Origin of the sequence: Pseudarthrobacter sp. DSP2-3-2b1 (genome assembly GCF_049895945.1) — a bacterium.
Taxonomy (GTDB): domain Bacteria; phylum Actinomycetota; class Actinomycetes; order Actinomycetales; family Micrococcaceae; genus Arthrobacter.
In genome coordinates this window covers 55,363-71,378 of record NZ_JAFCTI010000016.1, presented here as the reverse complement: position 1 = coordinate 71,378, position 16,016 = coordinate 55,363, and the positions used below count along the sequence as shown (strand labels likewise).

The following is a 16,016-nucleotide window of genomic DNA, read 5'->3' as shown; positions in this document are numbered from 1 at the left end:
CCACCCTCTCCCCGGGCTACGGGCCGCCCCGGGCAATCTCCCCACCCAAAAACCCGGCGCGGGGGGGCGGGCCCCGGGTGGTCCCCGCCCCGCCGTCGTTTGTTCTGCTTACTTTTTGCCCTGGTTGGCCACGGCCAGAATGGCTTCCGCGGCTGCCTCAGGGTCCAGGTAGGTTCCGCCGGGCTTGACCGGCTGGAAGTCTTCGTCGAGGTCGTAGACCAGGGGGATGCCGGTGGGGATGTTCAGGCCGGCAATGGCGTCGTCGCTGATGCCGTCCAGGTGCTTGACCAGCGCGCGGAGCGAGTTTCCGTGGGCGGTGACCAGGACGGTCTTCCCGGCCTTCAGATCTTCCTTGATGTCCGATTCCCAGTAGGGCAGCAGGCGGACCAGGACGTCCTTGAGGCATTCGGTGCGGGGCAGTTTGTCGCCAAGGTCCGCATAGCGGGGATCGTGCGCCTGGGAGAACTCGGAGTTGTCGTCCAGGGGCGGCGGCGGGGTGTCATAGGACCGGCGCCATTCCATGAACTGCTCTTCGCCGTACTCGGCAAGGGTCTGGGCCTTGTCCTTGCCCTGCAGTGCGCCGTAGTGGCGTTCATTCAGGCGCCAGTCGCGCTTGACCGGGATCCAGCCTCGGTCGGCCTTGTCCAGGGTGATGTTCGCTGTGTTGATGGCCCGCTTCAGGAGGGACGTGTAAAGGATGTCCGGCAGCACGTTGTGCTCCACCAGAAGCTCACCACCGCGTGCTGCTTCCTCGCGGCCCTGATCGTTCAGGTCGACGTCCACCCAGCCGGTGAACAGGTTCTTGGCGTTCCATTCGCTGTGGCCGTGGCGCAGCAGAATCAGCTTATAAGTCATGATTTTCATCCTAGCTGAGCAGTGCTGCGCCCCGCCCAGCGTTACACGGCCGGTGGCGTCACAAGGATAAGGTTGGGCGGTGGTGCAAAAAGCTGAACGGGTGGCGGCCCCCCAGATATCCCGCAGACTCCCGGGCAATGCGGGCCTCCCGGCCCAACCGGGCAGGACGGGCAGGCCCGGCCGGCCGGTCGGGAATGTCACCCGCGGCACCACCAACCCCAACCGGATGCGGCGGGTGGACCGATGGCTCACCGGCCCCCAGGGATGGCGCCTGCGGGCGGCCGAAGACCCACTGGTGGTGGACCTGGGCTACGGCGCGACGCCAGCCACCGCCGTCGAACTCTTTGACCGGCTGAGGGCCGCCCGGCACGATGTCCGCGTCTGCGGGATCGAGATCGAACCCGAGCGGGTCCGGGCGGCCAAGCACCTGGAACGGCCCGGGCTGACATTCCATGTGGGCGGTTTCGAGATTCCCGTGGCGGGCAAGCCCGTGCTGGTCCGGGCCTTCAATGTTCTGCGGCAGTACGAAGAAGCTGATGTGGCCGGGATCTGGCGGCTGGTCCAGGGCCGGCTGGCTCCGGGCGGGCTCTTCATTGACGGAACGTGCGACGAAATAGGCCGCCGCGTGACCTGGATTGCCCTCGATGCGGAACGGCCGTTGTCGCTGAGCATTTCCGTGCGGTTCGGCAGCTTTGACCTTCCGTCCGAGGTTGCGGAGCGGTTGCCGAAAGCACTCATCCACCGCAACGTGCCGGGCGAACCCGTCCACCGGCTGATGCAGGCCATGGACCGGGCCTGGCTGGAGTCGGCTGCGCTGGCTGCGTTCGGCAACAGGCAGCGCTGGCATGCGATGTGCAAGGCACTGCTCGACGCCGGATGGCCGGTTCAGGACGGACCGTCCCGGTGGCGTCTGGGCGAACTGACTGTTGGCTGGGAAGCCGTGGCTCCGCTACCTCACCAGGGGCCGTAGGGCCCTGTGCTGCGGTTGCCTCCGCGGCCGGCGTCCTTGACGGCCGGCCGGACGTCGGCAAGGTAGACGGAGGCTGCCACCACGGCGGCGAGGCCAAACAGTCCGAGGGTGCCGAAGATTCCGCCGCCGCTGCCGAAGAGTGAGATGACGCCGATCAGGGTGGCACCACCGGTCAGGGCGAGCCAGAACATCTTGGTCCGTTTTCCGGTGGCTTCGAACGAGGCAGCCTTGTGGCGGGCGCAGTCCAGAAATGCCCACGCTTCAAGGCCCAAAGCCACCAGGGCAAGGATAAAAAACAGGGCCGTCTCAACAGGCCGAATAATCAGTTCACCGTCCACCATCCAAGCCTAGCGGCCCAGCGAGTCCAGCGCCTGTTTCAAATCGGCCCAGAGGTCTTCGACATTTTCTATTCCGACGCTCAGGCGCACCAGGTTCTCCGGCACACTCAGTGGCTCGGCGGTGTGGCGGCGGCGGCGTTCGATCAGCGATTCCACGCCGCCCAACGAGGTGGCCGGCATCCAGAGCCGAAGTTCCCGCACCACTTTGTCCGCAGCATCCGCACCGCTCAGGCCTGCCACCGGGGCGATCTCCGCGCACACGATTGAGCCGAAACCGGTCATCTGCGATTTGGCGCGCTCGTGCCCGGGATCTGTGGCAAGGCCCGGAAAACGGATGGACTCGATCAGGGGATGCCGGCTCAGGCGTTCGGCCAGAACCGCGGCTGACGCCTGCGAGCGTTCCACGCGCAGAGCCAAGGTGCGGAGCCCCCGAAGAGCCAACCAGGCTTCGAAGGGGCCCGCGATGCCGCCGTGGATGATGCGGTTGTGCAGCAACGCTGCCCGGATGTCCGGGTTTGAAGTGACCAGGGCGCCCAGAACGACGTCGGAATGGCCGGCAAGGTATTTTGTCACGGAGTGCAGGACGACGTCGGAACCCAGCGCCAGTGGCTGTTGCACCAGCGGGGTGGAGAAGGTGTTGTCCGTGACAACAATGGCCCCGACGGCGTGGGCCGCCGCCGTGAGTTCGCGGATGTCCGCGATGCCGAGCATCGGGTTGGTGGGGCTTTCGAGCCAGAGCATCCTGGCCGCCTTGGCGTTCTGCCCCCGCGGTGCCAGCTGGTCCTTCACGGCCCCGGTATCCGAGATGTCCACGATCCGGAGTTCGAGAAAGCCTTTCTGTGCCAGCTCGGTAGCCATCACCAGCGAACCTGCATAGCTGTGCGAGGGCATGACCAGCACGCCGCCCGCGGGCAGCAGGGACAGGGCGGAACTGACGGCGGCCAGTCCTGACGCGTACAACAGACCGGGGAGCTCCGACCCCTCGAGCCGGCCCAGGGCCTCCTCGAACGGGTCCCAGGTGGGGTTGGCGTAGCGGCCGTAGCCCCGGTCGCCGTCGGCGAGCTCTCCCGTTCCGAAGTATGTGGAGGACAGCACGATGGGCGGGTTGACGGGCTCGTCCCGCCGGCGCGGCGGCCGGCCGGCTGCAACCACCAGGGTTTCGGCCGACAGGGACGCTGCGTGCTGTTCCGAAAGGCTCATGGGGAAAGCGTACTTGGACCAGAGGCGGGGCCCGACGCCGGCCTGGAAGTCGGTAGGCTTGAGCAGTGAACACGCAAAGCCCTGGACTCTTTATCGCTTTTGAGGGCGGCGACGGTGCCGGCAAGTCCACGCAGGCGGCCCGCCTTGCCGGTGCCCTTGAGGCGCGCGGCCTGACGGTCCTGCGGACGCGCGAACCCGGCGGCACGCCCATTGGTGAAAAGCTGCGCTCCCTGGTCCTGGACCATGGCCACGGCCACATCGACGCCCACACTGAGGCGCTGATCTTCGCGGCTTCGCGTGCGGCCCACGCCAGCCAGGTGATCCGGCCGGCGCTGGAACGGGGCGAAATTGTCCTGACGGACCGCTATATTGACTCTTCCGTGGCGTACCAGGGTGCCGGCCGGGACCTGGGCGCCGACGCCGTCCGCTCCCTGAATGAATGGGCCACGTCCGGCCTGCAACCCGATCTCACCGTCCTCCTGGACGTGGATCCCGCCGATGGCCGCCGACGCCGCACCGCCGGTGATGCCGCTGAGGACCGGCTGGAATCAGAGGCTGACGAGTTCCACACCACCATCCGGGCAGCTTTCCTGGACCTTGCCGCCGGCCGGCCGGACGCCTACGTGGTCCTGCCCGCCCACCTGCCCGTCCAGGAGATCGCCGAACGGATCCTGGCCCGCGTCGATGCACTCCTGAGGTCCGCCGGCCGGGGTGCCGCATGAGTGTCTGGGACGACCTCCAGGGCCAGCCCGCCGTCGTCGCGCAACTCCGGCAGGCGACCCTCGGCGAGGGCCTCACCCACGCCTGGCTGTTCACCGGCCCGCCCGGGTCAGGGCGTTCAAACGCCGCGAAGGCGTTTGCGGCGGCGTTGAACTGCGACCAGGAAAGCGTCGAAAGGCGCGGCTGTGGCGAGTGCCCTGCCTGCCTCACCATCCTCGGCGAGACCCATTCGGACGTCACGTTCGTCCGGACCGAGAAGGTCACCATCACCATTGATGAGGCCCGCGATCTTGTGTCGACGGCGGGCAACCGGCCCGCGTCCGGGCGGTGGCGCATCATTGTGGTTGAGGACGCCGACAGGATGGCCGAGCGCACCACGAACGTGCTGCTCAAAGCCATCGAGGAACCGACGCCACGGACCATCTGGATGCTGTGCGCGCCCTCGCCGGCCGACGTCCTGGTGACTATCCGTTCCCGGTGCCGCGCCGTGGCGCTCCGCCTGCCGCCGGCTGCCGACGTCGCAGCGCTGCTCGTCAAGCGCGACGGCGTGGACCCTGCCCTTGCCGAACGTGCAGCCCGGGCAGCGCAAAGCCATGTGGGGATCGCCCGCCGGCTGGCGCGGGACCCCGAGGCCAGGGAACGCCGGTTGGAAACCGTCAGGTTCCCGCTGGCGCTGCGCGGCGTGACCGCGGCGGTGATGATGGCGGACAAGCTGGTGAAGATCGCCACTGCCGAGGCCAACAGTTCCAATGAAGAGCGCGACGCCGCCGAGAAAGCCGCGCTGCTGGCCACACTGGGTGCCCCGGAGTCAGGGACGCTCCCGCCTGCCATGCGCAGCCAGGTGCGGCAGCTCGAAGACGATCAGAAGCGCCGCGCGAAAAGGTCCATCACCGACTCCCTGGACCGGACCCTGACGGACCTGTTGTCCTTCTACCGGGATATCCTGATTATTCAGCTCGGGAATGCTGTGGAGCTGGTGAACGTTGAGCTTAGGGGTGAGTTGGAGGAATTTGCAGGCCGGTCCACCCCCGAGACCACTTTGGCCCGCATGGACGCCATCAATAAAGCACGCCAACGCATCACCACCACCAACGTTGCTCCGCTGTTGACCATTGAGTCCATGGCAGCCAGCCTGATCTAGCCCTCACAAGGAGACCTCTCGATGACTGCTCGCCCCCTGCCCGCGCGCACCAGATCCCTGGTGACTGGATTGCGGGCCGCCGGAGCCCTCGTCCTGGCCTTGACGCTGGCTTCGTGCAGCGTCCTCAACGGCGGCACCGAAGAGAAGTCCCCTGCGACGGCGAAGGCAGACCCCTCCATCGTGGCGTCTGCCCCGGCCGGGCTCGATTCCTTCTACTCCCAGGAGGTCGTCTGGGAACCGTGCGAGAGCGGCAGCTTCCAGTGCGCCAAGGTGTCCGTTCCGCTCAATTACGCGGAGCCCGACGGCGAGAAGATCCAGATAGCCGCGCTGAAGGCACCCAGCACCGGCACCAAAACCGGGACACTTCTGGTCAACCCTGGCGGGCCCGGCGGGTCCGGCTACGACTTCGTCAAGGACGCAGCCGCAACACACTTTTCGCAGCCGGTCCGTTCCACGTATGACGTGGTGGGCTTCGATCCGCGAGGGGTTAAGCGCTCATCCCCCGTGAAGTGCATGACCGATGCCGAACGTGACGCTTCACGTGCCAAGATCTACGCCCTGGATACAGACGCCGGGCTTGCGGCTGCGCTGGCCGACAATAAGGTCATCGCCGCGCAATGCGCGGAACAGACCGGCCCGCTCCTGGGACACATCGACACCGTCAGTTCCGCCAAGGACCTGGATATCCTGCGCGCCGTCGTCAACGACTCCAAACTGAATTACCTGGGGTACTCCTACGGCACCTTCCTTGGTTCCACCTACGCCTCGCTCTTCCCCGAAAACGTGGGACGCATGGTGCTCGACGGCGCCCTGGACCCGTCCATCAGCAACGAAGAGCTGACCAGCGGCCAGGCTGTGGCCTTCGAAAAGGCCATCAGAAGCTACGTCGCGAACTGCCTGGCGGAAAGGTCCTGTCCGCTCAGCGGGAGCGTCGATGCCGGCGTCGGGCAGATCCGGGACCTCATCAGCTCCGTCCAGGAGACGCCACGCACGGCCAAGGACGGCCGCCTGGTAAACGCCAATACCTTTGTCAGCGGCCTCATCACTCCGCTGTACAACGACGAGAGCTGGCCTGCGCTGACCCAGTCACTTGAGGCCGCCATGAAGGGAGATGTCAGCCTGATGCTCAGACTCGCCGACCTTGGCGCGGACAGGGGCCCCAACGGGCAGTACACATCCAATTCGACGTTCGCCTTCAACGCCATCAACTGCCTGGACTACCCGATGGTTTCCGACGCCGCCAGCATGCGCGCCGATGAGGAGAGGCTGCGGCAGGCCTCCCCCACGCTGGGCTACTTCTTCGCCTACGGCGGCACCAACTGCGTGGACTGGCCCTACGACAGCGTCCGGGAGCCGGCGCCCGTGGAGTACAGCGGCGAATCCCCGATCGTGGTCATCGGCACCACCGGCGATCCGGCCACTCCGGTGGAATGGGCGTCATCACTGCGCAAGCAGCTGGGGAACGCGTCCCTGCTTACATGGCAGGGCGAGGGCCACACCGCTTACGGCCGGGCCAACAGCTGCCTGGAGGATGCCGTGGACAGCTACCTTGTAACCGGCAAGGTTCCCGCGGACAACACGGTCTGCTGAGGACTCTCCCGCCGGCCCATTTTGACCCGGGCGGCGGGACTCTATTACAGTTGACTCTTGCATGAACCGCCCGGTTACGCCGGAAGATTCACGCGGTGCTTCCTTAGCTCAGTCGGTAGAGCGTTTCACTCGTAATGAAAAGGTCATCAGTTCGATTCTGATAGGAAGCTCGGGACAAACCCCCTAGAAACCACGGTTTTTAGGGGGTTTTTCGCTGGTTAAGCGCTGATGCGGCTCCGCGGCCGCGACACTGGACGTCGTCCCTGCCAGCCGCCGGCTCGTATAATCTGAACATGCCGATCTCGCGCCTCCACCAAGGCCTCCCTGCCCTGCCTTCCACCTTCCACCAGTGCGGGAGCGATCTGTGAGCGGCGGTCTGGTCGCCCTGCTCGACGACGTTGCAGCACTGGCCCGTATCGCTGCCGCCTCGGTGGACGACATCGCGGCCGGGGCCGCCAAAGCGGGGGCGAAGGCCGCAGGCGTGGTGATCGACGACGCCGCCGTCACGCCGCAGTACGTTTCCGGGGCGGACCCTTCCCGCGAACTGCCGATGATCAAGAAGATTTTCTGGGGATCGCTCCGGAACAAGCTGTTGATCATCCTGCCGGCGCTGCTGCTTGTCAGCGCCTTTACCCCGTGGGCCATTCCGTTCATCCTGATGCTGGGCGGCACCTACCTTTGCTACGAAGGTGCCGAAAAGGTATGGCACAAGCTCCGCAAGGACCACTCGGACGAAAAGGCGCCGGCCGTCGATCGCGGTCCGGATGCCGAGGCGAAGGTCATCAAGGGAGCCATCACCACCGATTTCATCCTCTCCTGCGAGATCATGGTCATCTCCATGAACGAGGTGGCCGCGGAGTCCATCTGGGCCCGGGCCCTCATCCTGGTCGTTGTGGCTCTTGCAATCACGGTGCTGGTCTACGGCGCGGTGGCTCTGATCGTCAAGATGGACGACATCGGCATCCACATGGCCGCCAAAGACTCCGCCAGCTCCCAGAGATTCGGTGAGCTGCTCGTCAAGGGGATGCCCGCCGTGCTGGCAGCGATTACCCTCGTCGGAACGGTAGCCATGCTGTGGGTCGGTGGCCACATCATGCTGCAAGGGGCATATGACCTCGGCTGGCATGCGCCTTATGACGTTGTCCACGCCCTGGAGACCCCCGTCGCCGGGATACCCGTGGTGGGCAGCTTCCTGGCTTGGCTCGTGAACACTTTGTGCTCGGCCGTCCTGGGAATCATCTGGGGCCTCATCGTCATGGCTGTGGTGGGCCCACTATTGAAAGTGCTTCCGTTCGGCAACAAGAAAAGCGGCCACGAAGAAGACCACGTCCCCGCCGCGGCCGCAGAAAACCAGTCAGCGAAACCTGACGCCGATTCCGTTCCCTAGCCCGCGTTATTTGTCGGCGTAACCTGACCCAGCACTTTGAGATGCCGATTCATTGCGCCCCACCTCCGGCAGAGCATTTCAAGCGGTGTTTCGGGTTCCTGCTGCAGGATCCTTTGATTGTGGCTGGGGTCCAGGATCAGCCGCAGGACGGTCTGCTCCCTGCCGTTTGCGTCCTGACGCGCAAAGAGGTTGCTCCGGTAGGCGTCCAGGTGGCAGAGGGTCTGAGGAAGTCTCTCCAGATAGCCCAGGCGCCTGTCCCTGTCCTTCCAAAGTTCCAGGACGTGGTCCACGTCGTACATCTGACGCACCAGGGGATGCGTCCCGTGCCGGCGAAGGCTGCTGACGAACGGCGAAGCTTCATCAATCCATCCACGAAGCCAGCGTTGGCTCAGCCAAGGGTATGTGGGCAAAGCGTCGCCGGCGCCATAGGTTCCATTGAATTTTCCAAGATGATAGGCCGCCAGACCATAGCGCGCCAGAGGCCAGGCAGGCCCGGTCTCCCGGTCCACGTCCTCCAGCCAAAGCCATGTGTTACCGTCCGCGGAGGGCTCGATCTGCAGACAGCGGGGCGCGGCCAGGCCACCGCTTAGCTGCTCGAGGAACCCCGAACCATAGGCCTGTACCTCGCGCAGGCTGTAATTCCATCGGGAGGCCTCCCCGGCGTCCGCCTCCGGCTGAAGTATTTTCAGGATCACAGACCATGGAGATACACCCGCATGGCCAGCATTCGCGCTGCCGCTGATCCGGTAGACGCCGGCAGCTTCGCCGCCTCCACTGCTGATCCGCGAACTGTCCAATTTGATACAGCCACATGCGTTGCTCCGGTTGTCTTCTCGACCAGGCGCGCGAGCATCCGGCCATCAAGCGACACGGCTTCCACGATCCTTCCTCCCCATGCATGCCGACGCTGAGCGGGCAGTGAGGCCCGGAGCAGGCGCCGAGGGTCCTTCCAGTCTGGCACCGGTCTGCATAATCGTGAATCCGATTCTGCTTTGCCTAGACTCGCCTCATGAGTGAGACGCGGATTGCGATTGACTGGGAAACTGCTCGCACGAGTAACCGTGAGAACTGGAAGGACCGGGTTCCCCGGCACGAAAAGGCGTACGGGATAGGCGACATGGACGATCCCGACCATCTGACCGGAGTGGTCCGCACGGACCTGGCCGCACTCGTGCCGTTCCTCCCGGACGGCACGGTCTCCGGCCTGGACTTGTGTCATCTTCAGTGCCATATCGGTACCTATACCCTTTCTCTCGCCAGAGCGGGGGCCCGGGTCACCGGCGTGGACTTCTCCCCGGGCGCCCTCGCATGCCGACGGACTGCGGCACCGGTATCCGTACTTTGGTAACGGCGGGGCTCAGCTATCAACTCACTGATGGGGGAGGTCTGCAGATTCTTCGCCTCGAGGAGGGCAGAACCATCCCGTGGAAGTTTGCGCCGCGCATGGTTGCTGTGCCAGACGGCTTTGCGTTGCCGGAATCTGAGCGTGACCTGGTGCCTTGCACCTACACGATCATCGTTCGGAAGGCAGGCGAGTAGATTGCAGCCCGAACTCAGGGAGCCGGTGGCGGCGCGTCCGCCAACGCCTCAGCACGCCAGGGTGCGCGCCACTCCGCCGCATCCCAGCCATCCATGATGTAAATCCGCTCGTGGGCAACCTTGTCCCCCCTGAACTCCAGGAGATTGACGGTATACATCCATGGCCCGCCGTCGTAACTGATGAGGTTCTCCACAACGACCAAGTCGGCACGGTGAGTGATTCGCCGCGTATGGAACTTCAGCCTCGCCGGATACTGCCGGCGCCATTCACGAAAGTTTTCCACGCCTTCGAAGCGCTCACCTGATTGTGGGAACTCAAGCACCGCATCGTCATGGTAGATCTCGTGGGCGGCATCCTCGTCCTTGCCTGTGTAATCCCAATGACGCCGCAGAGCGAGCACGAGGTCCGTCTCTTCGAGCATCATTCACCTCCTCGGGCAGGACTAAATATTAACTTCGAGTCCTTTCGGTGACAATGGTGGAAAGCACGCGCACGGTCAGCTTCCGGCGGCGCCTGTCACGAACACCTCGACGGCGACAACATGAACCTCCGCCAGCCCTCGGTCCGGTGTGGGCTTCTCCAACAACACGGGTTGCGTGTGGTTGTGTGCCCACGCCCGGGCATCCGCTCCCAGCACGTCGTCGATCCAGACCACCGAGTCCCAGTCCGCTTCACCCAGGGCATCCATTCTGACAAGCCATCGGGCTACCGACCGCAACTTGGGAGTCGCCTGGTCATCGTCATCCGGCCGCAGCACCATGACCACCCGCAGGGGCTCCACCTCAAGCTGCAGCTGCGACTCCAGTCCGGCCGTCAAGTCCGCCGGCCAGGTCGATACCCAGGCGATCCTGCCCAAGTCCGCGAGTCTCCGGACCAGCGCGATCTTCTCCGCCGTGAGGGTAAGCGCCGGACGGTCCCCGCCCTCGCCTGGACCCGCGGCAGGATTGAGGACGCCGTCTATGTCAAGCAGAATGATCGGCTTCATGACGTGACCTTAGCCTGATGCGACGGACTGGCGGTAGGCCGGCCTTTACCGGTCCCCTGTTTGAGTGGTCTACGTGCGGGTGAGGCGTCCGCCGTTCGCCCAAACCACTGCTCCGACGATCGCCCAGAGCACCGCACCCCACACAAGAACCGGCACCAGGAGCTGAATCCCTGAGGTTGCAGTTGTGCCCAGTGACGCAAGAACGAACGTGGTTGCCGAGATGGGCGCGTGCATCAGGATTGCCACGAGCAGGCTCTTTGTCCGGTCGTAGACCCACACCATGAGCACTCGGTACGGAGGGAGCCACGCAAACAGGAAAGCGGCGATCACGACGGCGTTCGGCACGGCGCCCGAGGGATCGGTGGTTCCGCCGAACATGGGGAAGTGCCAGGCGCCCCACAACAGCCCCATCATGAGGCCGGTGACAAGAATGCTGAAACGGCGCCGCAGCCTGGGCAGGGCAAACCCGGTCCACCCGAGCTCTTCGAACACCCCCACCATGAGCCCCAGCGCGATCCCGGCCACCACGATGGTCAACGCCTCGCCGGCCGGAACAGCATTTGGGCGGAACTCCGGGAAGGCGAGGGAGAGGCCCAGCGTTGACCCCCAAATCACTACCGGCCCGGTCAGGAGCGCCACGACGTACCAGCGGACGCCCACCCGCCAGCGCCGGAGTGCGAAGAAGAGCCGATGCAAGCCAGCCCTTCCGTCCAGGAGAACGGTGAGGATGAGGTTGGCGACGCATGGGCCGGCCGTCAGAAAGGCGCCCCCGGCGATGGACATCGTCAAACCGGTGCTGAACAACCCGCCGGGACCCATGGTCAGGACAATTCCACCCCATGAGATAGCGAACACCAAGGTGTAGTAGGCAGTGACCGGGTGGCGGCGCAGGAACGAACTTATCCCCAGCCCGGATCCCAATGGAAGCCGGGGCTCCAGAGCCTCGTGCCGCCGTCGTCCATTAGCGGTTGCCATCCGGGCCTCCTCGCTGACACCGCCGTGTCACCTCCGCGATGACACACCCCTCATCCCCCGAAACCAAGCATCCCGCCGCAGGCAATCCCTGGACAAGAGACCAAGGGCCCACCTTGGCGCTGCGTCATTTTCTATGTGGACACCGCAAGTTCATCCTGATGTCACCCTCCGCTGTTAGTGTCCGCCCATGGATGAACTGTTGCTTGTGCCGGGATCTGCCGCTGTACGTGACCTGACGGGAAGGCCTGGCTTCGACGTCAACTTCCTCGGTGTAAGGGTGAATGTTCCTGCCTTGGCCGGTATTGAAACTGCCCTGCTCCCCTATACGCACTTCTCGGTGCTTATGCGGCTGGACAAGCGCCTGGCCGCCGTTACTGCCCTCGGGATCGACGGGGAGAAGCTGATGGACGTGGAAAGGTCCGGCATCCAATGGCGGCTGGACCCCCGGCTGGCGGATGATCAGCAGACCGGCGAGCGGGTCTATGCACGCAATGATATTGACCGGGGACACCTGGTCCGGCGCGCCTCGGCTGTCTGGGGCGAAACCCGGGCTGAGGCAGCCCAGGCCAACGAGGACACGTTCCACTACACGAACGCCGCACCGCAGGCTGCGAAGTTCAACCAGGGCCTGGACCTGTGGCTAGGAATGGAATCGTATCTCCTCGAACATGCCGCCGATTACGGCCGCCGGCTCATCGTCTTCACCGGCCCGATTTTCGGAGACCACGATCCCGTGTACCGGGGTGTGGACATCCCGCTGATGTTCTTCAAGGTCGCTGCGTTCCTGCAGGAAGGCCAGCTGGCAGCGACCGGCTACATCGTGGACCAGACACCCCAGCTGGCCGACCTGCCCGAGGTTCCCCGGCCGGGCGCCGTCGACGAGGCTCCCCCGTTAGGCCCGTTCAGGACCTACCAAGTGCCCGTCCGGGACATCGCGGCTCTCACTGGCCTGGACTTGGACCAGCTCGTGGCCGTGGACCGGATGCCCATTGCAGCCGAACTCCCCACCGCCCGGGTGACCTCCACGTGGCGGAAGATCCTCTCCCCTGAGGACCTCGACCTCGATTTCGACCTGAACGGCGACTAGCTGCCGTTCAGGTCGAAAAATCCTGCCCACACCGGACCGAATGGATCTGGTCATTCAAGCCGGCGTGTGCTGTGATGTTGCCGAGTTGCCACCCAGCGAGGCACCACGCGTCAGGAGGCGAGTCCGATGGCTTCCATGGAAGGAACCGTGGCGCTGGTAGCCGGCGCTACGGGAGGGCTGGGGCGGGCAGTGGCAACCGGCCTCGCTCGCGAAGGTGCCCTGGTGGTAGTGGTTGGGCGCTCGAGAGCCCGCACAGAGGAGGCCTTGGCAGGGATCCGCTCGCGCGTTCCTGCCGCCCTGCTTGAGCCATTGGCCTGCGACCTTTCAGTCCAGTCCTCGGTCCGGGCCGCGGCAGCTGAGTTCCGGTCCCGCCACGACGGGCTCAATGTCCTCGTCAATGCTGCCGGGGTGTTCCGCAAGGAGCGCCACGAGACCCCTGACGGACTCGAGCTGACCTTCGCCACCAATGTGATGGCGTACTTCCTGCTGACCAGCCTCCTGCTGGCCCCGCTCAAACAAGCCGCCGCCGATGCACAAACCGACGGGACACCTGGCTGGCCCGCCCGCACCTCCCGGATCGTCAATATTGCATCCAGATACGGCAACACCAAGCTCCGCTTCGACGACCTCCAGACCGCCAAGGGCAGGTACAGCTACCTTCGCTCCACGCCGCCCACGATGCTTGCCCGCATCTTGCTCACCCAGGAGTTCGCCGAACGCCTGCGCGGCGCGGGGGTGGTGGCCAACGCCGTCCACCCCGGGCTGGTCAAGAACACATCACTGCTGCAGGATGTCGGAGGTCCCTTCCGCTGGGTCACAAACACCTTCGGTGCACCAACCGAGCAGGCGGCGGACACACCCCTCTGGCTGGCCACCGCTCCGGAGACAGCAGAGGTGACCGGAAAGCTTTGGTCCAAGCATCAGGAACTCCCCACGCCCGGAATGGGCTCAGACCCGCAGGCCCGCAAACAGCTGTGGGACGCCTGCTCGAACCTGGCCGGGATCCGATGAGCTAGGCAGCAGGGACGGTGAGTCCGACAGGCGAAGACCCGGACGGTCCACGGCATTGCGATGACCGCTAACTTTAGCCCGGCGCCCCGCCCGCCTCACCTATGATGGCGTGCATGGATGACAAGGCGCTGGCCGCCATCGCCTTTGAGCTGTACGCCCTGCCTTTCGACGATTTCGTGGCCGCGCGGGCGGCCGCCGCCAAGGCTGCGGCTGGTTCGGGCAAGGAGCTGCCGGCTGCCGTCAAGTCACTGCCCAAACCCTCAGTTGCCGCGTGGACCGTCAACATGCTCGCCGTTCACCAGCCGGAAGTCCTCGCGGAGCTGGCCGAGCTGGGTGAAAAGATGAGGGCCGCACAGTCATCCCTGGACGCGGCCGCCCTGAGGGAGCTGGGCAAGGAGCGCCGCACCCTGCTCGCCTCCGCTGTGGACACCGCCCGGTCCGAGGCGGAACGGCAGGGGCGGAGCATCAGCGCCACTATCGCGGCCGACGTCGAACGGTCACTGCGTGCGTTGACCGCGGACGAGGGCGCCGCCGCCGCAGTTCAAAGCGGCCTGCTGGTCCAGTCACTGTCAGCCGATGGGGTGGACACCGTCGATCTTGACGGTGCGGTCGCGGTGCCCGGAGTTGTGCCGGTCCGGCGTGCCGCTCCGGCGGCTGCGGCCGCCTCCCCCGCGGCGGTCTCAGCCAAGGAAGAACAGCGTACGACGACGAAAAGCGCCGCCCGCCCGGCGGCGGACCAGCCGCGGCTCAAGGCAGTCCGCCAGACCCCGCGGCCCGCATCGCCGTCGGCCCTGGAGAAAGCCAAAGCTGCCTTGGCCGAGGCCAAGGCAGCTGAGGAGGAATCCTCCCGGCTCGCTGATGAGCGGCGCGGCCAGCTGGAGGACACAGAAGCCGCCGTGGCTGATCTGACCCGTGAAACACGGCAGCTCCGGGCCAGGCTGCAAGAGGCCGAGGAGAAGCTCGAACGGTCCAGGAAGCAACTGGGCGCCCTCGCAGCTGAAGCCAAACAGGCGGCCAGGGCGGCGGAAAAGTCACAACGCTCAGCCATGCTCGCGCAGGAGCGGGTCCTCCGGCTGGGCAACACGCGGGACTGATACACGGTAATTGTCAGACCCCGGTTGCACACTGGATTTATGGAAAACCACACCGCACACGAATTTCACGTCACCTACTTCGACGCCGATTGTGGCCGCATCCGGAGTGAAAGCTTCGAGTCCCTGCAGGACGCGGAACGCTTCGCCAGCCGGAGCTGCGCCGGCGAGGACTCCTGGGCCGTCATTGATGCTGTCGCCGTCGAACAGGCCCGAGTCGCCGCCTGACCGGACGCGTCCCTAGGCGAAATCGGATACGGCCGGATCCGAGCCGATCCGGCCCTCGCCCCGGGCTGACCTGTCCAGGCCGTCAAGGGCTTCAATGTCTTTGCTGTCAAGCGCGAAGTCCAGAGCCGCGAAGTTCTCATGAATGCGCGTTTCCGTCACGGATTTGGGGATCACCACGTTGCCGATGGCCAGATGCCAGGCGATGACAACCTGCGCCGGGGTGGCCTGGTGCTTGGCAGCTATCCCTGTGACCGTAGGATCCTCGAGAAGCTCGCCGCCCTGTCCCAGTGGGGACCACGCCTGCGTCAGGATTCCCTTCGCGGCCCCGAACTCGCGCAGTTCACGCTGGCTGAAGTAAGGGTGAAGTTCAATCTGGTGGATGGCCGGCACCACTGAAGTCTCGTCAATGAGCCGCTGCAGCCCCTCCACTGTGAAGTTTGAGACTCCGATGGACCGGACCCTGCCCCGCTTCTGGAGCTCGATGAGGGCTTTCCACGTGTCCACGAACTTGTCCTGCTTGGGCTGCATCCAGTGGATCAGGTAGAGGTCCAGGGTCTCCAGGCCCAGCTTGTCCATGGATTCCTCGAATGCGGCCAGTGTGGACTCGTAGCCCTGATCGGCGTTCCACAGCTTGGTGGTGATGAAGAGCTCCTCCGGCCTGAGGCCTGAGCTGGCAATGGCCCGGCCAACGCCAGCTTCATTCCCGTAGATTTTTGCCGTATCGATGTGGCGGAAGCCTGCCTCGAAGGCCTGGCGGACAACCTTTTCAGCAATGCCGTCCTCTACCTGCCACACGCCGTAGCCGAGCTGGGGAATGGTGCGTCCGTCATTGAAAGTGAGTGTCGGTGTAGAAGTCATCCACCCATCGTGCCAAAGGGAACGGCCCGGGCCGGCGGTG

18 protein-coding genes and 1 tRNA gene are annotated in these 16,016 nt (G+C 65.1%); 11 read left to right on the top strand and 8 right to left on the bottom strand.

Going from position 1 to position 16,016, the window contains the following annotated elements; genetic code table 11:
* Positions 1 to 108: 108 nt before the first annotated feature.
* Positions 109 to 855 carry a phosphoglyceromutase gene (locus ACP7AX_RS17245; protein ID WP_131685002.1) on the bottom strand — a complete coding sequence of 249 codons (747 nt, stop codon included), beginning with the start codon at positions 853 to 855 and terminating at the stop codon, positions 109 to 111.
* Between the two features lie 79 nt (positions 856 to 934).
* On the opposite strand from ACP7AX_RS17245, the gene ACP7AX_RS17240 reads away from it, so the two are divergent.
* On the top strand, positions 935 to 1,825 hold the full coding sequence (locus tag ACP7AX_RS17240) for a class I SAM-dependent methyltransferase (protein WP_426228152.1): 891 nt from the start codon (positions 935 to 937) through the stop codon (positions 1,823 to 1,825).
* On the opposite strand, the gene ACP7AX_RS17235 is transcribed toward ACP7AX_RS17240, so the two are convergent.
* A complete protein-coding gene (locus tag ACP7AX_RS17235; RefSeq protein ID WP_131685001.1) occupies positions 1,810 to 2,163 on the bottom strand; it encodes a DUF2516 family protein in 354 nt (117 codons plus the stop codon). The two genes, ACP7AX_RS17240 and ACP7AX_RS17235, sit on opposite strands and share 16 nt — an antisense overlap.
* 9 nt (positions 2,164 to 2,172) lie before the next feature.
* Positions 2,173 to 3,363: a trans-sulfuration enzyme family protein gene (locus ACP7AX_RS17230; protein ID WP_426228150.1), complete on the bottom strand. Its 1,191-nt coding sequence runs from the start codon at positions 3,361 to 3,363 to the stop codon at positions 2,173 to 2,175.
* A 65-nt stretch (positions 3,364 to 3,428) separates the two neighbouring features.
* Between ACP7AX_RS17230 and tmk the strand changes: the two genes are divergently transcribed.
* The 5 genes from tmk (at position 3,429) to ACP7AX_RS17205 (ending at position 8,201) form a co-directional block, all read left to right on the top strand.
* On the top strand, positions 3,429 to 4,085 hold the full coding sequence (gene tmk / locus ACP7AX_RS17225) for a dTMP kinase (RefSeq protein ID WP_131684999.1): 657 nt from the start codon (positions 3,429 to 3,431) through the stop codon (positions 4,083 to 4,085).
* The gene (locus tag ACP7AX_RS17220) at positions 4,082 to 5,224 is read left to right on the top strand and encodes a DNA polymerase III subunit delta' (protein WP_426228147.1); all 1,143 of its coding nucleotides are present in this window, start codon (positions 4,082 to 4,084) and stop codon (positions 5,222 to 5,224) included. Before tmk ends, ACP7AX_RS17220 begins: the two co-directional genes overlap by 4 nt.
* 21 nt (positions 5,225 to 5,245) lie before the next feature.
* Positions 5,246 to 6,814 carry an alpha/beta hydrolase gene (locus ACP7AX_RS17215; RefSeq protein WP_426228145.1) on the top strand — a complete coding sequence of 523 codons (1,569 nt, stop codon included), beginning with the start codon at positions 5,246 to 5,248 and terminating at the stop codon, positions 6,812 to 6,814.
* 97 nt (positions 6,815 to 6,911) lie between these two features.
* Positions 6,912 to 6,984, top strand: a tRNA-Thr gene (locus ACP7AX_RS17210).
* A gap of 194 nt (positions 6,985 to 7,178) precedes the next feature.
* Positions 7,179 to 8,201 carry a DUF808 domain-containing protein gene (locus ACP7AX_RS17205; RefSeq protein ID WP_426228143.1) on the top strand — a complete coding sequence of 341 codons (1,023 nt, stop codon included), beginning with the start codon at positions 7,179 to 7,181 and terminating at the stop codon, positions 8,199 to 8,201.
* Here the strand turns inward: ACP7AX_RS17205 and ACP7AX_RS17200 are convergent.
* A complete protein-coding gene (locus tag ACP7AX_RS17200; RefSeq protein WP_426228141.1) occupies positions 8,198 to 8,896 on the bottom strand; it encodes a hypothetical protein in 699 nt (232 codons plus the stop codon). The genes ACP7AX_RS17205 and ACP7AX_RS17200 overlap by 4 nt on opposite strands.
* A 314-nt stretch (positions 8,897 to 9,210) precedes the next feature.
* Between ACP7AX_RS17200 and ACP7AX_RS17195 the strand changes: the two genes are divergently transcribed.
* On the top strand, positions 9,211 to 9,549 hold the full coding sequence (locus ACP7AX_RS17195; protein ID WP_426228139.1) for a class I SAM-dependent methyltransferase: 339 nt from the start codon (positions 9,211 to 9,213) through the stop codon (positions 9,547 to 9,549).
* Positions 9,550 to 9,754: 205 nt separating this feature from the next.
* Here the strand turns inward: ACP7AX_RS17195 and ACP7AX_RS17190 are convergent, their stop codons facing one another.
* From ACP7AX_RS17190 to ACP7AX_RS17180, 3 genes are all read right to left on the bottom strand, one after another.
* Positions 9,755 to 10,165, bottom strand: a complete 411-nt coding sequence (locus tag ACP7AX_RS17190; protein WP_426228137.1) for a nuclear transport factor 2 family protein — start codon at positions 10,163 to 10,165, stop codon at positions 9,755 to 9,757.
* Between the two features lie 72 nt (positions 10,166 to 10,237).
* The gene (locus ACP7AX_RS17185; protein WP_426228135.1) at positions 10,238 to 10,726 is read right to left on the bottom strand and encodes an HAD domain-containing protein; all 489 of its coding nucleotides are present in this window, start codon (positions 10,724 to 10,726) and stop codon (positions 10,238 to 10,240) included.
* A gap of 69 nt (positions 10,727 to 10,795) precedes the next feature.
* Positions 10,796 to 11,701: a CPBP family glutamic-type intramembrane protease gene (locus ACP7AX_RS17180; RefSeq protein WP_131684991.1), complete on the bottom strand. Its 906-nt coding sequence runs from the start codon at positions 11,699 to 11,701 to the stop codon at positions 10,796 to 10,798.
* Between the two features lie 187 nt (positions 11,702 to 11,888).
* Between ACP7AX_RS17180 and ACP7AX_RS17175 the strand changes: the two genes are divergently transcribed.
* From ACP7AX_RS17175 to ACP7AX_RS17160, 4 genes are all read left to right on the top strand, one after another.
* Positions 11,889 to 12,788, top strand: coding sequence for a DNA/RNA non-specific endonuclease (locus ACP7AX_RS17175; RefSeq protein ID WP_426228133.1), 900 nt, complete (start codon positions 11,889 to 11,891; stop codon positions 12,786 to 12,788).
* Positions 12,789 to 12,914: 126 nt separating this feature from the next.
* A complete protein-coding gene (locus ACP7AX_RS17170; protein WP_426228131.1) occupies positions 12,915 to 13,799 on the top strand; it encodes an SDR family NAD(P)-dependent oxidoreductase in 885 nt (294 codons plus the stop codon).
* Positions 13,800 to 13,912: 113 nt separating this feature from the next.
* On the top strand, positions 13,913 to 14,893 hold the full coding sequence (locus ACP7AX_RS17165) for a hypothetical protein (RefSeq protein WP_426228129.1): 981 nt from the start codon (positions 13,913 to 13,915) through the stop codon (positions 14,891 to 14,893).
* A 39-nt stretch (positions 14,894 to 14,932) separates the two neighbouring features.
* On the top strand, positions 14,933 to 15,118 hold the full coding sequence (locus tag ACP7AX_RS17160; protein WP_131684988.1) for a hypothetical protein: 186 nt from the start codon (positions 14,933 to 14,935) through the stop codon (positions 15,116 to 15,118).
* 12 nt (positions 15,119 to 15,130) lie between these two features.
* Here ACP7AX_RS17160 and ACP7AX_RS17155 read toward each other — a convergent pair whose 3' ends face one another.
* On the bottom strand, positions 15,131 to 15,976 hold the full coding sequence (locus ACP7AX_RS17155) for an aldo/keto reductase (protein WP_131684987.1): 846 nt from the start codon (positions 15,974 to 15,976) through the stop codon (positions 15,131 to 15,133).
* Positions 15,977 to 16,016 lie beyond the last annotated feature (40 nt).